Origin of the sequence: Halobiforma nitratireducens JCM 10879 (assembly GCF_000337895.1) — an archaeon.
GTDB lineage: Archaea > Halobacteriota > Halobacteria > Halobacteriales > Natrialbaceae > Natronobacterium > Natronobacterium nitratireducens.
Window position 1 is genome coordinate 20,432 of record NZ_AOMA01000063.1, and the last position, 15,914, is coordinate 36,345.

The window sequence follows — 15,914 nt, forward strand, 5'->3', positions numbered from 1 at the left end:
CGAAACTGATAGACAGGAAACCGTATGAGACGACAGTCTGTATCGAACCGCCAACTCGAGTGATTCCATCGCGTCTCGATCGGCGGTGCGGTCACCCCTCCCCGGATCGGGCCTTCCACTCGCCGATGCCCGACGGGTCGAGGTGGACGTGTGCGTCGCCGACGTCCTCTATCCGCCGCAGCCGGTCGACGAGCTCCGACTCGATGTCGTGGGCCCGTCGGAACGGCATGTCGCCGTCGACCTCGACGTGGACCTCGACCTCGAGGACGGTGCCGTCGTAGAAGACCGTCAGGTCGTGGACCCCCTCGACGTCCGGATGGGCCCGTAGGGTCCGCGTAATCGCCGTCCGCTTTTCGGGACCGGGCGCGGCACCGACGAGGTAGTCGACGTTCTCGCGGCCGATCTCGACGCCCTGGTAGACGACCAGCAAGCTCACCAGGCCGCCGGCGATGGGGTCGAGAAGCGGCTGGCCGAACAACACTCCGACGACCCCGACGACCGCCGCGATCGTGGTGTAGATATCGTTCAGACAGTCGACGGCCAGGGCCTCGAGGGCGGGCGATCCGAGATCGGCGTTGACGTACTCGGTGTAGCGGTAGACGAGGTACATGTCGACGATCGCGAAGGCAAGCGCAGCGAGCAAGAGGGGGTTCGCCGCGGGCGGATCGAGGACGAGGAGACCCTGCAGCGATTCGTACAGCAACGAGAGCCCGAGCACGGCGAGGACGGCCCCGACGAAAAGCGCCGTCAGCGGCTCGATCCTGTCGTGTCCGTGCGGGTGGGTGTCGTCGGGCTCCTGGAACGAACTCCCGCCCCAGGCGAGGACGACGATACTCGAGATCAGGTCCGCGACGGAGTGGGCCGCGTCGGCGATCAGGGCGACGCTGCCGAACGCCAGCCCTGCGGCACCCTCCACGACGATCTTCGCCGCGTTCCCGAGGACGTTCACCCACGACGCCCGCGCGAACTTGCGTCTGTCGTCCCCGTCTGTCATGTCTTGGTTTAGAGCGAGTCTAAACTTGAGCCTTTTCCTTCCGCGTGGTCTCGAGCGAGGTCGTCGCGGATAGCTGCGTCCGGCACTGTCGCTCCAACCGCCCTTTCGCAACCCTGATACGGGTTCTGTGTCAATCCAGCCGTAGCCAGAGGTGGGTTCTGCCCGCCCGACCGTCGATTCCCGCACCCGAGTTGCGGCCGACTGGCGGTCTTTCGGTTTCGGTCAGCCATGACATCCGATCACCCCCTCGTTCGACTCGAGACACTCGCGTTGATCGCTATCGGCGGATTCGCCGGTTCGAACCTCCGGTTTTTCGCAGTGGAACTGTTTGCGGAGGTGCCGGCGGTCCTGTTGGTCAACGTCCTCGGGAGCTTCGCGCTCGGCTTTCTGGTCTACGAGGCCGAGTACGCCGGACTCGTCGGAAGGCAGTCCCGAATCGTCTTCACCACGGGATTTCTCTCGTCGCTGACGACGTACAGCACGTTCGCGGTCCAGACCGCCGTCGCCGGCGACCCACTGCTCCTGTTTGGTATCGTCGCCGCAAACTACGGACTCGGGTTCGCGGGGGTACTCGCCAGCCGATCGCTCGCCCGATGGGTCGGTGACGGCTCGCAACCGACGCCGGGGGGTGAGACGGCGTGAGACACGCCACCCTCGAGTCGATCGTCGTCCTCGCACCGCTTTTCGTCGACGCACTCGTAGTCTCGTTCGACCCCCGGCCCGCACACCTCGTCGGTACCGGCGGCGCGATCGGTGCCGTGTTCCGACACTGGGTGTACCTGCGGTTCTCGAGCGAGGGATTCCCCTGGCCGACGCTCCTGGTGAACGTCCTCGGAAGCTTCGTCTTCGGGCTCGCGGTCTTTGCCGGTGCTGGCGAGTCGACGATCCAGTTGCTCGGGATCGGTGCCTGTGGTTCCGTTACGACGTTCTCGTCGTTCTCGGTCGAGACCGTCCAGTTGTACGAGCGCGGCGACCGACTGCGTGCGGTCGCCAACGCGGCCGGAAACCTCGTGCTCTCGCTTGCCGGCATCGCGCTTGCGTGGGGTATCGTCGCCTGGATGGGACTCCCAGCTTAGTCGTCGAACCGGTCCCCCGTCACCGTTCGCTGCTCGTGTTCTCCGTCGGCGAACCTCTCGACTTCCGCAGCGATGTCTTCGACCAGGTCGGACTGGCGATCCGTCGCCGAGCCGATCGCGTCGGAGCGATCGGATACGTCCCGCGTGTCCTCGAGTGCACCGTCGATCGCCGTCGCGACCTCCTCGGTACTCGCCGCCTGGTCGTCGGTGGCGTCGGCGACCTCGTCGGTGCCGGCGTTGGCCTCCTCGATCGTGGCTTCGATCCGTCGCAGCCCGTCGACGGTCTCCGCGACGTCGTCGACGGCCGACGAAACCGCTTCGTTGGCCGTCCGGAGCGTCGAAACTGTTTCCTCCGTGTCGGTCTGAATCCGCTCGACCAGCGATTCGATCGTCGAGGCCTCTTCCTGTGACTCTTCGGCCAAGGATTTGACTTCGTTGGCGACGACCGCGAACCCGTCGCCGTCACCGCCGGCGTGTGCGGCCTCGATCGACGCGTTCAACGCGAGCAGGTTCGTCTGATCGGCGATCTGGTTGATAACATCGACGATCTCGTCGATCCGCTCGACGCTCTCCCGGAGCTTCTCGATGTCGTCGGTCGCGTCGCCGGTCACCGACTCGACGCGCTCCATCTCCTCGATGGCGTTTTCGGCCGTTTCCGTCGCCCGTGTGGCAGTCCGCTCTGCCTCTTCGGTCGTCGCACTGACTTCCTCTGCCGTGGAGGCGATCTCTTCGATGGTCGCCGAGAGATCCGACACCTCACCGGCCGTCTCCTCCATCGTCTCCGTCTGGTCGTCCGTCAGCTCCCTGATCTCCGCGGCCTGTGTGTCGACGTCGTCCGTGATCTCCTCGAGTTCGTCGACGGCCTCGGCGACGCGCTCCGCGGCCGCTTGCTGTTCTTCGGCGGATTCGATTCGCTCGCTGTAAGAGTGCAGGTAGGTGTCGTTGATCACCTGCATGTCGAGATTGGTCCCCCTGATCGTCGCCGTCGCGTCCGCGAACCCGTCGTCGATCGCGTCCGCGACCGCATCGCGGGCTTCCTCGAGACCGTCGACGCCGGCCCGGGTTCCGTCCGTCGCCGTGTCGTCGGCGTCCTCGTCCACGTTCGCGTCCGCATTGGCGTCCGTGTCCGTCACTGCCACCTCGTCGAGCGCCGCCATCGCCTCTCGTTTCGTCGCCTCCCGGATCTCTTCGAGGAAGATCGCGTTGAGGTTCGCGAACATCCCGCCGAAGTAATGGAGCGGCATTTCGAGGCGATCGTGTAGCCGACCGATCCGCGTCCGGTGGGTGAAGTACCGTCTGTCGTAACTGCCGCCGGTCAACGTCTCGAGATACCCCACGACGATCCGTCGCAGTTCCCGATCGGTCCGTGGGGATCGCTCGAGGACGGCTCGCGTTCGACGATGCGATTGGATGGGCTCGAGAAACGCGGTGACGAGGTCTTCCCGTCGCTGTTCGACGACATCGTGTAGTGCGGCCAGGCGACGCTCGTCGTTCTCGTCGAACCCGACGAACTCCTTTCGCCACTCGATGTTCGACTCCGTAAGACCGATCTCGTCCGCGAGGTCGTCGGCGTCTCGTTCCATTCCGATCGAATCCCCGGCTGCGACTGATTCTCCCGGCGCTGGCGTCTCCATGTGAACATGTGCCAACGAAACCGGAATAAGCGTAGTGGCCTCCTGAGAGAAATCTGTCGCGTACAGCCGGAGAGTTCCCGCCGTCGAACGAGGTGATCCAGGCTCCCAGCGGATCGAAAAACTGAATCGGCCGTCGTCGCCGAACTCTGTCGGCCGACCGGTCGCTACAGGAGTTCGGCCAGCAGCACCGCCGCGAGGCCGAAGTAGATCAGCAGCGCCGTTACGTCCTTGACGGTCGTGATCAGCGGGTCGGAGGCCGCGGCCGGGTCGAACCCGAGCTTGTTCATGATCCAGGGGATCACGTAGCCGACGACCGACGCGACCACACAGACTGCGACGAGACCGGCGAAGACGACGATCGCTAACTCGGCCGCGTACGGTTCGTCTATCTGCCAGACGTACGCCGCCGCAGCACCGATGGCACCGATGATCAGGCCGATCAGAAGCCCGATAAGCCCTTCACGAGCGAAGTAACGCATCGCGTTACGGTCGTCGATCTGGCCGAGCGCCAGCCCCCGGACGAAGATCGTCGACGCCTGGGTGCCGACGTTCCCACCCATGTCCATGATGACCGGGACGAAGAAAGCCAGCGCGACGACGCCCTCGAGGGTCTCCTCGTGGTAGTCGATGACGCCGCCGGCGAGCAGGCCGCCAGCGAGCGCGACGATCAACCACGGGAGCCGAAGCCGAAGGATACGCGGGATCGACGACTCGAGGATCGCCGAACTTCGGGACTCCTCGATGTCGGCAAAGGAGAAGCCGGCCGATTTGAGGATGTCTTCGGTAGCTTCCTCCTCGACAACCTCGATCATATCGTCGGTCCGGAGGACCCCGACCAGCACACCGTCGTCGTCGACAACTGGCATCGCGGGGAAGTCCCGCTCGACGATCTCGTCGGCGGCGAACTCGGGGTCTGCACCGGCGTTGATCGTCACCAGGTCGGTGACCATGTGCTCCTCGACGACATCGTCCTCGGGCGCGTTGAGCAACTCCCGCAGGGACATCACGCCGACGAGGCGGTTCGAGTTGTCCGTGATGTACAGGTAATAAACGGTCGTCTCTTCCTCTTCTGGATCGAACTTGCGGAACTTCTCGATGGCGGGTCCGACGAACGTATCCTGGGTTACGGCGACGTACTCGTCGTCGGTGATCTCGCCGGCCCGGTCGGCATGCAGTTCGAGGTCGCGGCCGCTAGCAGCCCCCATAGACCTCACCCCGTACGTGTGATCGAATGACCCCTGCGAACTCGCCCTCGAGCAGGTCGAGAATCAACTCCTCGAGCGTCGGTAGCCGCTCGGTGTCGGTCCCGATGGCGATCGCCTCGTCGATTCGAACTCCACTGCTGTGGTTGGTGCGCAGCATACGCGAGAGAGACTTTAGAGAAGACTAAAGAAGGTTCTCCTTTGGGACTAATAATGAGGCCAATTCACATGCTGTGGTCACTCTTCACGCCGACGGCTGCCTCTCGGGACCGTCCGGAGTGTTCGACCCCGCTTTAGTCTCAATACTGACAGTATGACTGTGGAACCGCCCCGCGAAAACCCGCCGGATCCCCGATACGTTTAACAGGCGACTGAGTGATGCACTGATATGAGCGTTCGGCGCGACTTCTGGTCGATCTATCGCGAGGCACTCCCCATCCTGTTGATCGCGCTCGGCGGCGGGCTCTTCGCCGGACTGGTGCTCGAAGGTATCCTCGAGAGCGTCGAACGGTTCCCCGGGTTGCTGGTGATGGTCCCCGTCTTCCTCGCCACACGGGGGAACGTCTACGGCGCGCTGGGAGGACGTATCTCGAGTGGCCTCCACCAGGGGCTGCTCGAGCCACGTTTCGAGTGGAACGAACGGCTGGTCAACGCTGTCCTCGCCTCGTTTATCAACGGTATCGGTATTTCGATCGTCATCGGCGTCATCACCTGGATCGCACTGCTGGTGATCGGTTGGGAGGTCGCCGCGCTGTACGAACTGGTCGGAATCATGCTGATCGCCGGCGTGTTGACGTCTGTCGTCCTGATTTTCGGCCTGCTCGCGTTGATCTTCGCGGGTTACAAGTACGGCTACGATCCCGACAACCTGGTCGGTCCGATCGTCACCACGCTCGGCGACATCTTCGGGATGCTCTTTATGCTGCTCTCGATCAGCCTCGTGGAGGTGCTCGTCTGAATGGTCGTTCCGCAGGGCTCGCTCGGGACGTGGGACTGGAAGTCGATCGTCAGCAACATGTTTCCGTTGCTCGTCGTCCTCTCGGTCATCGTCCTCTGGGCCGGGATCACTCTCGAGGACGCCGAGGAAATGTTAACCGAGTACGCCATCCTCGCAGTGATGGTGCCGACGATGGTCGACATGGGAGGGAACCTCGGTGCGATCCTCTCCTCGCGACTGACGACTCGGTTCCACCTGGGGACGACCGAACTCGACCCGACCGACCGCGTGCTGTGGGCGAACGTGGCGGCGATCCTCGCGCTCGCGGCGACGATCTTCACGGCGTTGGCGATCGGTGCCTACGCGCTGGGGATCGTCATCGGGTCGCCGCTGCCGCTGTCGACACTACTTCTCATCTCGCTGGTCAGCGGGATGTCCGTCGCCGTCATCGCGATCGTCTTCAGCTTCCTCGCGACGTACGGCTCCTACCGACTGGGGATCGATCCCGACGACACGACGATCCCGATCGTCACCAACGTCGTCGACGTCTTCGGGATGGTCATCTTCATCGGCGTCTCGGCGCTCGTGCTCGGGTTCTGAGACGGAGCGGGGCCGGTGTTTCGGTAACCGACAGGCGATAGCCGACGGCAAGACAAAATCACCAGCAGAGAACTCCGTCATTCGTCCGTCTTCCCTCCGTATGACGCCATCTCAGCGATCGATTGTCTGACTGAGATTCAAGTGGGATGCTGTTGGCTCCGTGGGTATGCCAACAGTCACACCAGTTCGCGAACGTGGACGACGATTCCGCCGGCCATCCGCGACGCTCGAGCGGGGTGATCGACGGTGACGACCACGATGACGATCGCTGCGACGGTGGCACTGACCCTGTTCGACCTCATCCGGGCGCTCCCGGTTCGATCCCGCGTCCAGCGTCGAGACCGGGACCGGCTCCGGAGGATCGTGCCGTTCCTCCTCGCAATCGCGATCGTGGGGGCGGGAACACTGCTGTACCTCGAGCTCGTCGGCGTCATGGTGACGGCACTCGAGTGAGTCGAGAAGACGTCCCGCCGGTCTCCGTGGCAACCCCTAGACTGTCGCTAGCTCCTCGAACGCGGCGGCTGCCGTTCGCGTGCCCTTCGAGATGAGCACGTCGCCGCCGTGGATTTCGGCGTCGTCGTCGCCGACGAGGAGCCACCCCTCGTCCGGCCGACGGATCGCGATCACCGACATCGTGGTGTCGGTGTCGGGAACGCCCCCGACGATCGACGTTCCGTCGAGTTCGCTGTCGGAGTCGATCCCGACGCGGATGATGATCTCGTCGCTCTCCTCGACTGCCAGCTGAACGACCGGGTGGACGTCGATATCCCGGAGTACGCCCTCGCTGATGTCGATCGCGGCGTCGCTGATGACCTCCGTGGCGCTGCCCAGATGGATCAACCCACGCAGGGCGACCGGATCGGGAGCGTCTTCTGCTGCCCGGAGCGTCCAGGCTTCGAAGCGCGACTCGAGGGCGTCGACTTCGATCTCCAAGTTACGGACCTCCTCGGCAAGCGGTTCGCTGTCGAAGAGGACGGCGCTGTAAGCCAGGTCGACGGCCAGCTCCGAGAGGTTCTTCATGTGGACGATGGTGTCGACCGCCCGCTCGAGATCTTCGACGTCCGGTGTGTCCGCGGTCGGTGGCTCGTAGCCAGTACCAGTCAGCGTCTCGCAAACGTCGCCGATAGCCACGTCCGGCCCGCGGAGCAAGGCGACGTCGTCGGCCGTGATGGTCGTCGTCGGTCCGGGATTGAGCAGCCACTCCTCGCCGCGTCGCAGCGCGATCACGCGAACGCCCGTCTCGGACTCGAGGTCGATCTCCGCGAGCGTCCGGTCGACGTAGGACGAATCGGCATCGACGACGCCGCGGACGAGCGTCTCGACGGCGTCGGGCAGCGCCGTCCGCATCGCCTCCGGAAGCCCGATGTCCTCGAGTACGACTTTCGCGATGTCGCCGGCCGCGTCGCTGATGTCGTCCGCGGCGGTGACGATCCCCAGCACTGGCGCGAGCTGCTCGGCGTCCGTCGGGTTGCGGACGGCCATCATCAGTCCCATTCGGGCTCGCATCTCGAGGACGTCCATTCGCTCCTCGAGTCGCAACACCTCGCGGGCGATCTCCTCGCTCGAGTGAAGTACCGCGGAATACGAGAGGTCGATCAACAGCTCTGCGGTGTCTTTCATCTCGACGAGCACGTCCTTGACGTTGACCGGCTCGTACTCGATCGGTGCCGACGACGCCTCTCCCTCGAGCGGATCCATACCTATGCCAACACAGCGGGCGCAAAAAACGTTTTCCGCTCGTTTCCCCCTCTCGCCGTTCGTGGCGCTTGCCGTCGGTCGGCGGGCTCGTCGATCACAGACGAAGAACACTTCCGATACGGTTTTGGACGGCCGTACTGAACCCTTCGGTAATGCTCGACCGGACGTACGTACGCGAGAATCCCGACGAGGTACGCGAGGCTCTCGACGATCGAGGGGCCGACGTCAACCTCGACGAGATTCTCGACCTCGACGAGCGGTGGCGGGAGCTGAAAGCACGCGGCGACGAACTGCGCCACGAGCGCAACGAGATCACCGAGCGGATCGGCACACTCGTCGCCAACGGCAAACAGGACGAGAAAGACGAGGCCATCGAGGAGTCACGGGAGCTCAAGTCCCAGATCGAAGAGGTCGAAGCCGAAGCCGCGGACCTCCAGGCGGAGCTTCAGGACCGCATGCTCGAGGTCCCTCAAATACCCCACGAGAGCGTTCCGCTGGGGGTCGACGAACGTCACAACGTCGAGGACCGCCGCTGGGGCTTCGACGATCTGCGTGTCGACGCCGACGAGATCACACCCCACTACGAGCTCGGCGAGGAACTCGACGTTATCGACGAGCAACGCGGTGCCAAGACCACTGGCTCCGGCTTCTACTTCCTCAAGGGCGACGGTGCACGCCTCGAGCACGCGCTGATCCAGTTTATGATGGACGTCCACCGCGAACAGGGGTACGTCGACCTCGTCCCGCCGGTGCCGGTCAAGAGTGCGTCGATGCGTGGCACCGGCCAGTTCCCGAAGTTCACCGACGACGCCTACCGGCTCGGCGGCAGCAACGACGAGGAGTACGAGGACGACGACCTCTGGCTCTGTCCCACCGCGGAGGTGCCGGTCACCAACATGTACGCCGGTGACATCCTCCTGCAAGACGACCTCCCGCTGAAACATCAGGCCTACTCGCCGAACTTCCGGCGCGAAGCCGGCGAACACGGCACCGAAACCCGCGGGATCGTCCGTGTTCACCAGTTCAACAAGGTCGAACTGGTCAACTTCGTCGAACCCGAAGACAGCTACGACCGACTCGAGGAACTTCTCGAGGAGGCCGAGGAAGTGTTGCGCCGACTCGATCTCCCCTATCGCATCCTCGAGCTCTGTACCGGCGATCTCACCTTCGCGAGCGCGAAGACCTACGACATCGAAGTCTGGGCTCCGGGGGACGACATGGACGACGGCCCCGAGGAGGGGGGCCGCTGGCTCGAGGTCTCGTCGGCCTCGAACTTCGAGGACTACCAGGCTCGACGCGCCGGCCTGCGTTACCGGCCCGAGCGCCACGAGTCGGCCGAGTACCTCCACACCCTGAACGCCTCGGGGCTGGCCCTGCCCCGCGTGATGGTCGCCATCCTCGAGTACTACCAGAACGAGGACGGCACCGTCACGGTACCGGAGCCGCTGCGACCGTACATGGGCGGCCAGGAGGTCATCGAGGGCCACGAGAAAGTCGGCGAAGCGGCGCTCGGTGCCGGCGAACGGGAGTGAGAACTGTCTCCGTCTCCGTCGGCCGAGCGTCTCGAACGTTGTCTGACTCCTTCGAGTCCGCGAGTCCGGTTTGCACCGGTTTCGTCGAACGAACCTCCGATAGTGCCAACTGCAACGATCTGTACACTGATCGCCGATCCATCTGTCGATCGGGTGCGCACTGACTTGCAGTGGCCACGATAGTTCTGTTCGTAGCGATACCGAACCAGCGACCGAAGAGAAAAACGAGAAGATCGATCGCCCTTCAGTCCTCGAGAACGCGGGCGACACCGTCGAACACGCCGTGATCGATTCGAAGCGTTGGGTGGGAGGTGATGGGATTTTGGGATCGGTGGGTGACTCCGTCTCGAGTGACAGCACTTCTCCCCAGTTTCACTGACCGGAGTTCGTAGCGTGCGAACGGAGCCGGTGAAGCCGGCGCTGGTGTCACCCGATACAGCGACGGTGGGAGCTACCGTCGACGTTGCGGTTGCTCCGTTACTTACCGAGTTCTTCGACCGAGATCGTGTAGGAGCCGCTTCCTCTGAATCGATCGACCAGGATACCGATCTCCTCGTCGCCGTCGAGGTCGATCTCGATCTCTTCGTCAGCGCCCCAGTCGGCGGACGCCTCGTCGTAATCGAAGGTCGACGGCTGGCGTCCGTCGAAGGTTACGTACAGATCGAACGTCGCGTTCGATGGGCCTTCGAGCGTCACGGTGGCGCTACAGGGGTCGCTCGTCGAGAGCTCGTAGATGTAGCTGTCGCTCGGGTTGCCCCACCAGCCGCCGCTGAGCGATCCGTCGGCGCTCGCGGTGTTTTCTTCGTCACCGCACTCGCCCGGATCGGGGTCCGGATCGGGGTCCGGGTCCGGGTCCGGGTCGGGGTCCGGATCGGTTCCTGGAGCGGATTTTACCGCGTTCTCAGCGTCGACACGACCGTACCCTTGCTCGTTTTCCGAAAGGCCGATGTCGACGGCAGTCTCGTGGAGGTGGGTCCGTAGCTCCTCGTTCGAGAGCGAGGGGGACGCCGACAACACGAGACCCGCGACGCCGGCGACGACCGGCGACGCCATCGACGTGCCCGAGTAGGAGTCGTAGTCGTCCCAGTTGACTGCCGAGAGGACGTCGCCGCCTGGCGCAGCCAGTTCGATCTCCGGGCCGACGTTCGAGAACGACGACAGGGTCTCGCCTTCATCGAGCGAGGAGACGGCCATCACGGTGTCGTACGCCGCCGGATAGGAGACGCTGCTGCCGAAGTCGTTGCCAGCCGCAGCGACTAGCAGCGAACCCTGCTCCTGTGCGTAGGCACACGCGTCCGCGAGCAGTTGCGTGTATCCACCGCCACCCAGCGACATGTTGATGACGTCGGCTCCCTGGTCGGCCGACCACTGGATCGCGTCGGCGATGTCAGTCAGTGACCCGCCGCCGCTGTCGCCCAACGCTCGGGCCGACAGCATCGAACAGTCCGAGATGCCGGCGTGGCCCGTGCCGTTGTTGGTCCCGCCGGCCGCGATGCCGCCGACGTGAGTCCCGTGGTCCTCGCTAGCACTGACGGGGTACGGATCGCCGTCTCCGCCGACGAAGTCGTAGCCGGAGTTCGAAACGCTCCCGTCCATGTTCTCCGCGAGGTTCTCGTGATCGTACTGGATGCCCTGGTCGACGATCGCGATCGTCACGTCCGAATCGCCTTCGGTTACCTCCCAGGCACCGGGACAGTTGACCTGCTGGGGTGCGTACTGGTTACCGAAAAACGGATCGTCGACGACGCTCGCGCTGACGTCTTCCGTACCGACGGTAGCTTCGTCTGCGTCTTCGTCGTCGTCGCTCTCGAGAGCCTCCATCTCGAGGGCCTCGTAGGTGACGTTCTCCTCTGCGTAAGCGATCCCGTCACTGTCGAGAATACCTGCCTTGAAACTCTCTACCTCCGCCTCAGCCGTTTTCTCCGGCATCTCGACGGTGGCGTATCCCAGCGTCTCGTTCGTGTGGACGACCTCCGCGTCCGCCGGGAGTTGTGACTTCACCGTATGCTCGGCGCTCGAGACCGACGGCTCGACCCCGACGACGAGTTCGTCCTTTTTTGGACCCGGTTCCCGTCCGGGTGTCGCAGCCGTGACCCCGCTGAACCCGAACAACGCACCGAGTCCACCAGCCGCCTGGAGTACTGATCGTCGATCGACCGTATTGTTATTATCTTTCGGCATCTGCAAATAAGTGGAATCAGCCCAGAAGTTAAATTCTTTCTAAACACCATAGAATTTAGAACTTAATTGAACGTATACCATGCGTTGCAGAATATTCGTCGATAGAGACTGCGACTGGAACAGCTTCCACCGGTGAATCACATCGGAAAAGTAAACTCTAACAACGTTTCTTCTTCACTCCGGCTATTGCGACGTTTGTTTGTCGACCCAGTTCGGCGTCCGTCTCCAGTTGTCGGCTGGATTCCTTGGTCCCGAGCAGGAACCACTCTCGTTTCAGTCGCCGACTGAACGGTTCGGTCGCCGGTCGACACTAACTCGAGACGGCGTAACCACATCTGTTCGCAATATTTACATTACCGAACTATAATTTTCCACTGTGTATCTTAGCATCCGACAAAAAGGGACCGCTGCAGTCGTCGGTGTTCTATTTGTGGTCGGGACCGCAGCTCTCTTCCCGTGGACGCTCGTGCTCGTCGCCCTTGCAGTGATGTTTCCCTTTTTCTATGCAGTTCTTACGGCTTGAAGTGGCTGATTTACGTCGACTGGTCAGACCCACTCAGGAGACGCTCTCGTCGTCGTCAACGAGGATACCGGAGCGTGGGGCTGTCGGAACGACCTCGTAATTACCTGGAAAGCGCTCCGGTTGGGACTGCAACTCGGATGGCTCTCCGGCAGGGCTCCTGCCGAACACAGTTCGCGGCCCCGAGATGGTTCTCGACAGCCCGAAGCCTCCTGTCCCACGAAGAAAAACGACCGCAGTGAGCTAGATTTAGATGTAGTCGATGTGCTCGGGCAGCTCGAGCTTCATGCCCTTGCGCTCACGGATCTCCATGATCTTCTCACGCTGGAGCGAGTCGGACATGACCTCGAAGCCGGCGTTCTCGGTGTTCCAGGAGGCACGACCCTCGGTCGCCGAGCGGATGTCGGAAGCGAATCCGATCATCTCGCCGACCGGGGCGATCCCTTCGACGACCATCAGATCGCCTTCCTGGTACATGTCGTCGACGCGGCCACGGCGGCCCTGAATCTCACCCGAAGCAGCGCCCATGTGGTCGTTGGGCACGTCGATGCGGACGTCCTGCATCGGCTCGAGCATCTTGATCTTGCCGTCGATCAGGGCGTTGTGGACCGCTTCACGGACTGCAGGGATGACCTGCGCGGGACCACGGTGGATGGTGTCCTCGTGGAGTCGTGCGTCGTGCAGTCGCATGAGCGTCCCTTCGACTGGCTCGTTGGCGAGCGGACCGTTGTCCAGTGCCTCCTCGAGCCCTTCGACGACCAGTTCCATCGTCTCGTTTAGGTGCTGGATACCCTTCGTGTCGTCGATGAGGACGTTGGTCCCGTGGATGTTCTCGACGTTCTGGGACGTCTCCTTTTCCATGCCGGCCTCCTGCAGGGCCTCACGCCGTTCCTGCTCGGGCATGTCCATCGACGCCTCGCCGAGCTTGATCGTCTCGACGAGTTCGTCGCTCATCGGTTCGATGGAGATGTAGAAGCGGTTGTGGCGGTTCGGCGAAATCCCCTCGACCTCGTCGCTTGGCTGCTGGGGCTGCTCGCGGAAGACGACGATCGGCTCACCGGTGTTGACCGGAATGCCCTGGTTCTTCTCGATACGCTGGGTGATGACTTCCAGGTGGAGTTCACCCTGTCCGGAGATCAGGTGTTCGCCGGTGTCCTCGTTGATGTCGATCTGGATCGTCGGGTCTTCCTTGGAGACCTGGCGCAGCGTCTCGATCAGCTTCGGCAGGTCGTCCATGTTCTGTGCCTCGACGGACTTCGTAATGACCGGCTCGGAGATGTGCTCGATCGACTCGAACGGCGTCATCTCGACGCTCGAGACGGTCGAACCGGCGATGGCGTCTTTCAGACCCGTCACCGCAGCGATGTTCCCCGCAGGGACCTCGTCGACTTCCTCGCGTTCGCCACCCATGAAGACACCGACGGACTGAATGCGGTTCTTGCCCGCCGTGCCGGAGACGTACAGCTCCTGGCCCTTCTCGAGGCTCCCCGAGAAGACACGGCCGGAAGCAATCTCGCCGGCGTGAGGGTCCATCGAGATGTCGGTGACCATGAAGACGACCTCGCCGTCCTCGTTGACCAGGCGCATGCCCTCCGCGAGGTCGGTGTCGTCGTCGCCCCGCCAGATACGCGGGATACGTCGGGGCTGGGCGTCGACGGGGTTGGGGAAGTGCTCACAGACCATGTCGAGCACGACGTCAGACAGCGGCGTCTTCTCGTGAAGCTCCTGGCGCTTGTCCGACCGCTCGAGTTCCATGATCTCGGCGAAGTCCATCCCGGTACGCTGCATCGAGGGCATCGAGACGCCCCACTTGTACAGTGCGGACCCGAAACCGACGGTGCCGTCTTCGACGGAGACGGTCCAGTCCTCGACGTCGTCCATGTCTTCGGTCATGCCGCGAATGAGTTCGTTGACGTCGCGGATGACCGAGAGGAGACGTTCCTGCATCTCTTCGGGACCTTCCTGCAGTTCGGAGATCAGGCGGTCGACCTTGTTGATGAACAGGGTCGGCTTGACGCCTTCGCGCAGCGCCTGGCGCAGGACGGTCTCGGTCTGGGGCATCGCGCCCTCGACGGCGTCGACGACGACCAGCGCGCCGTCGACGGCACGCATCGCACGAGTCACGTCACCGCCGAAGTCGACGTGGCCCGGCGTGTCGATGAGGTTGATGAGGTGGTTGGTGCCCTCGTACTCGTGGGTCATCGAGACGTTCGCCGCGTCGATGGTGATCCCACGTTCCTGCTCGTCCTCTTCCGTGTCCATCGCGAGCTGCTCGCCGGCAGTCTCGTCGGAGATCATGCCGGCACCGGCCAGCAGGTTGTCAGAAAGGGTCGTTTTCCCGTGGTCGACGTGAGCGGCGATGGCGATGTTCCGGATGTTCTCCGGTTCGTCCATCAGCCGTTCACACTCTTGGACGATCTTCTTGCGTCGGCCCATATACCCCCCATTACCGCTAGCGGGGTCAAAAGGGTAGTGTTTCGTCGGCGTCGGAATTTGACCGCTTCTCCCGCTTACGGTCCGGAATATATAGTTTACGTGAGTTAATACCACGCAACGGCTGGCGGCGAGCCGAGCACCCTCCCACGCTACAACTCGTCCTCGCGGCTCGCGAAAGTGGGCGTAAGAGACATACCGTCTCCTCCCTTGGTAGATATCAGCATGGATATACGCGTCCAGGGTCCCGGCCCCACGTCTCCGTTTCTCGGCGCTCGCGACCTTTTCGAGACCGAGCACGATCTCTCGTTGCCGGTGTACGTCCAGCTACAGGACGACCCGGACGAGCGTACCTGGGCCGGCCACTACGGCGACCGCCACGTTCTCAACATCTCCAGACAGGCCGCCTCGAGCGCGATGGCTCGAGAACTCGCTCTCCACGAGTTCGCCCACATGGCCAGGTACGAACAGGAACACCCGTCCCACACGCAGTCGACCGACGAAGTCCTCTTCCTGGCGCTGGCCGGCAAGAGCGTCGAACAGCGCAAACTCGCCCACTGCCACCAGATCGCCAACCACATGAAAGACATCTACGCCGACGACATCACCCTCTCGGTCGGCCCCGGCGAGAAGTTGCTCGCCTATCTCGAGTCCAGTCTCGCAGCGGCAGTCGCGGACCGTCCGGACCCCTCCTCGCGGCCGGAGCACCAACGCCTCTCGCCGACCGCCGATCCCGAAATCACGGCCGTCAATGCGGCCTTCGCGCTCGCGCTCGCGGAGCGACACGACCTCGTCGACGACGACCACCGGCTGTACGATCTCGCTCGCGTGGCCGCGATGGACGCACCCACCGTCGACTTCGAGGGGTTCAAACGTCGATTCCGTGAGCTAACGCAGGACCCCGACTCGAGCAGTTACCGGCAGGTACTCGTCGACGCGACTCGGGACTACGTCGGTGGAAAAAGTCCTGCGGCGGACTGACTCGAGAACCCAATAGCCCCAGGACGACTCTGTTTTCATCGATCCGTAGGGACTGGCTTGGGGAGCCAGTAGACTTTCCGTTACTGGGAGAGCATCAGAAGTCCGGCCAGTCCTAAAAAAGTGACA

Annotated in this window: 14 protein-coding genes; 7 read left to right on the plus strand and 7 right to left on the minus strand. The window is 63.2% G+C overall.

All coding sequences use genetic code 11. The features are described from left to right. Positions 1-91 precede the first annotated feature (91 nt). A complete protein-coding gene (locus tag C446_RS04765) occupies positions 92-994 on the minus strand; it encodes a cation diffusion facilitator family transporter (RefSeq protein ID WP_006671938.1) in 903 nt (300 codons plus the stop codon). Between the two features lie 228 nt (positions 995-1,222). On the opposite strand from C446_RS04765, the gene C446_RS04770 reads away from it, so the two are divergent. Continuing rightward, entirely contained in the window at positions 1,223-1,636 is a 414-nt protein-coding gene (locus C446_RS04770) for a CrcB family protein (protein WP_006671939.1), read from the plus strand. 20 nt (positions 1,637-1,656) lie between these two features. Next, positions 1,657-2,070, plus strand: a complete 414-nt coding sequence (locus C446_RS04775) for a fluoride efflux transporter FluC (protein WP_049920049.1) — start codon at positions 1,657-1,659, stop codon at positions 2,068-2,070. On the opposite strand, the gene C446_RS04780 is transcribed toward C446_RS04775, so the two are convergent. From C446_RS04780 to C446_RS19265, 3 genes are all read right to left on the minus strand, one after another. Further along, complete coding sequence (locus C446_RS04780) at positions 2,067-3,704, minus strand: globin-coupled sensor protein (RefSeq protein ID WP_083861070.1); 1,638 nt, start codon at positions 3,702-3,704, stop codon at positions 2,067-2,069. The two genes, C446_RS04775 and C446_RS04780, sit on opposite strands and share 4 nt — an antisense overlap. Positions 3,705-3,868: 164 nt before the next feature. Further along, positions 3,869-4,909 carry a magnesium transporter gene (gene mgtE, locus C446_RS04785; RefSeq protein ID WP_006671942.1) on the minus strand — a complete coding sequence of 347 codons (1,041 nt, stop codon included), beginning with the start codon at positions 4,907-4,909 and terminating at the stop codon, positions 3,869-3,871. Continuing rightward, complete coding sequence (locus C446_RS19265) at positions 4,896-5,066, minus strand: hypothetical protein (protein ID WP_049920037.1); 171 nt, start codon at positions 5,064-5,066, stop codon at positions 4,896-4,898. The genes mgtE and C446_RS19265 overlap by 14 nt, the downstream gene beginning before the upstream one ends. A gap of 228 nt (positions 5,067-5,294) precedes the next feature. Between C446_RS19265 and C446_RS04795 the strand changes: the two genes are divergently transcribed. The 3 genes from C446_RS04795 to C446_RS04805 all read left to right on the plus strand — a co-directional run bounded on the left by C446_RS04795 (position 5,295) and on the right by C446_RS04805 (position 6,896). Further along, on the plus strand, positions 5,295-5,864 hold the full coding sequence (locus tag C446_RS04795) for a magnesium transporter (RefSeq protein ID WP_006671943.1): 570 nt from the start codon (positions 5,295-5,297) through the stop codon (positions 5,862-5,864). Continuing rightward, a complete protein-coding gene (locus tag C446_RS04800; RefSeq protein WP_006671944.1) occupies positions 5,865-6,443 on the plus strand; it encodes a magnesium transporter in 579 nt (192 codons plus the stop codon). It abuts the gene before it with no gap. Between the two features lie 246 nt (positions 6,444-6,689). Next, a complete protein-coding gene (locus C446_RS04805; RefSeq protein WP_006671945.1) occupies positions 6,690-6,896 on the plus strand; it encodes a hypothetical protein in 207 nt (68 codons plus the stop codon). A 36-nt stretch (positions 6,897-6,932) separates the two neighbouring features. Here the strand turns inward: C446_RS04805 and C446_RS04810 are convergent, their stop codons facing one another. After that, positions 6,933-8,141 carry a potassium channel family protein gene (locus C446_RS04810; protein ID WP_006671946.1) on the minus strand — a complete coding sequence of 403 codons (1,209 nt, stop codon included), beginning with the start codon at positions 8,139-8,141 and terminating at the stop codon, positions 6,933-6,935. 152 nt (positions 8,142-8,293) lie between these two features. Here C446_RS04810 and serS point away from each other — a divergent pair, with 152 nt between their 5' ends. Further along, positions 8,294-9,673 (plus strand): serine--tRNA ligase, encoded by a 1,380-nt coding sequence (serS, locus tag C446_RS04815; protein ID WP_006671947.1) that lies wholly within the window; start codon positions 8,294-8,296, stop codon positions 9,671-9,673. A 477-nt stretch (positions 9,674-10,150) separates the two neighbouring features. On the opposite strand, the gene C446_RS04820 is transcribed toward serS, so the two are convergent. Then, a complete protein-coding gene (locus C446_RS04820) occupies positions 10,151-11,854 on the minus strand; it encodes a S8 family peptidase (RefSeq protein WP_006671948.1) in 1,704 nt (567 codons plus the stop codon). A gap of 769 nt (positions 11,855-12,623) precedes the next feature. After that, positions 12,624-14,810: an elongation factor EF-2 gene (locus C446_RS04825; RefSeq protein WP_006671949.1), complete on the minus strand. Its 2,187-nt coding sequence runs from the start codon at positions 14,808-14,810 to the stop codon at positions 12,624-12,626. A 222-nt stretch (positions 14,811-15,032) separates the two neighbouring features. Here C446_RS04825 and C446_RS04830 point away from each other — a divergent pair, with 222 nt between their 5' ends. Continuing rightward, positions 15,033-15,788 carry a DUF5781 family protein gene (locus tag C446_RS04830; protein ID WP_006671950.1) on the plus strand — a complete coding sequence of 252 codons (756 nt, stop codon included), beginning with the start codon at positions 15,033-15,035 and terminating at the stop codon, positions 15,786-15,788. Positions 15,789-15,914 lie beyond the last annotated feature (126 nt).

What these genes read in the sequence shown, in the direction of transcription:
- C446_RS04795 (WP_006671943.1), top strand. Translation starts at nt 5,295, where the DNA reads ATGAGCGTTCGGCGCGACTTCTGGTCGATCTATCGCGAGGCACTCCCC.
- mgtE (WP_006671942.1), bottom strand. Translation starts at nt 4,909, where the DNA reads ATGGGGGCTGCTAGCGGCCGCGACCTCGAACTGCATGCCGACCGGGCC.
- C446_RS04800 (WP_006671944.1), top strand. Translation starts at nt 5,865, where the DNA reads ATGGTCGTTCCGCAGGGCTCGCTCGGGACGTGGGACTGGAAGTCGATC.
- C446_RS04765 (WP_006671938.1), bottom strand. Translation starts at nt 994, where the DNA reads ATGACAGACGGGGACGACAGACGCAAGTTCGCGCGGGCGTCGTGGGTG.
- C446_RS19265 (WP_049920037.1), bottom strand. Translation starts at nt 5,066, where the DNA reads ATGCTGCGCACCAACCACAGCAGTGGAGTTCGAATCGACGAGGCGATC.
- C446_RS04820 (WP_006671948.1), bottom strand. Translation starts at nt 11,854, where the DNA reads ATGCCGAAAGATAATAACAATACGGTCGATCGACGATCAGTACTCCAG.
- C446_RS04825 (WP_006671949.1), bottom strand. Translation starts at nt 14,810, where the DNA reads ATGGGCCGACGCAAGAAGATCGTCCAAGAGTGTGAACGGCTGATGGAC.
- C446_RS04770 (WP_006671939.1), top strand. Translation starts at nt 1,223, where the DNA reads ATGACATCCGATCACCCCCTCGTTCGACTCGAGACACTCGCGTTGATC.
- C446_RS04830 (WP_006671950.1), top strand. Translation starts at nt 15,033, where the DNA reads ATGGATATACGCGTCCAGGGTCCCGGCCCCACGTCTCCGTTTCTCGGC.
- serS (WP_006671947.1), top strand. Translation starts at nt 8,294, where the DNA reads ATGCTCGACCGGACGTACGTACGCGAGAATCCCGACGAGGTACGCGAG.
- C446_RS04810 (WP_006671946.1), bottom strand. Translation starts at nt 8,141, where the DNA reads ATGGATCCGCTCGAGGGAGAGGCGTCGTCGGCACCGATCGAGTACGAG.
- C446_RS04780 (WP_083861070.1), bottom strand. Translation starts at nt 3,704, where the DNA reads ATGGAGACGCCAGCGCCGGGAGAATCAGTCGCAGCCGGGGATTCGATC.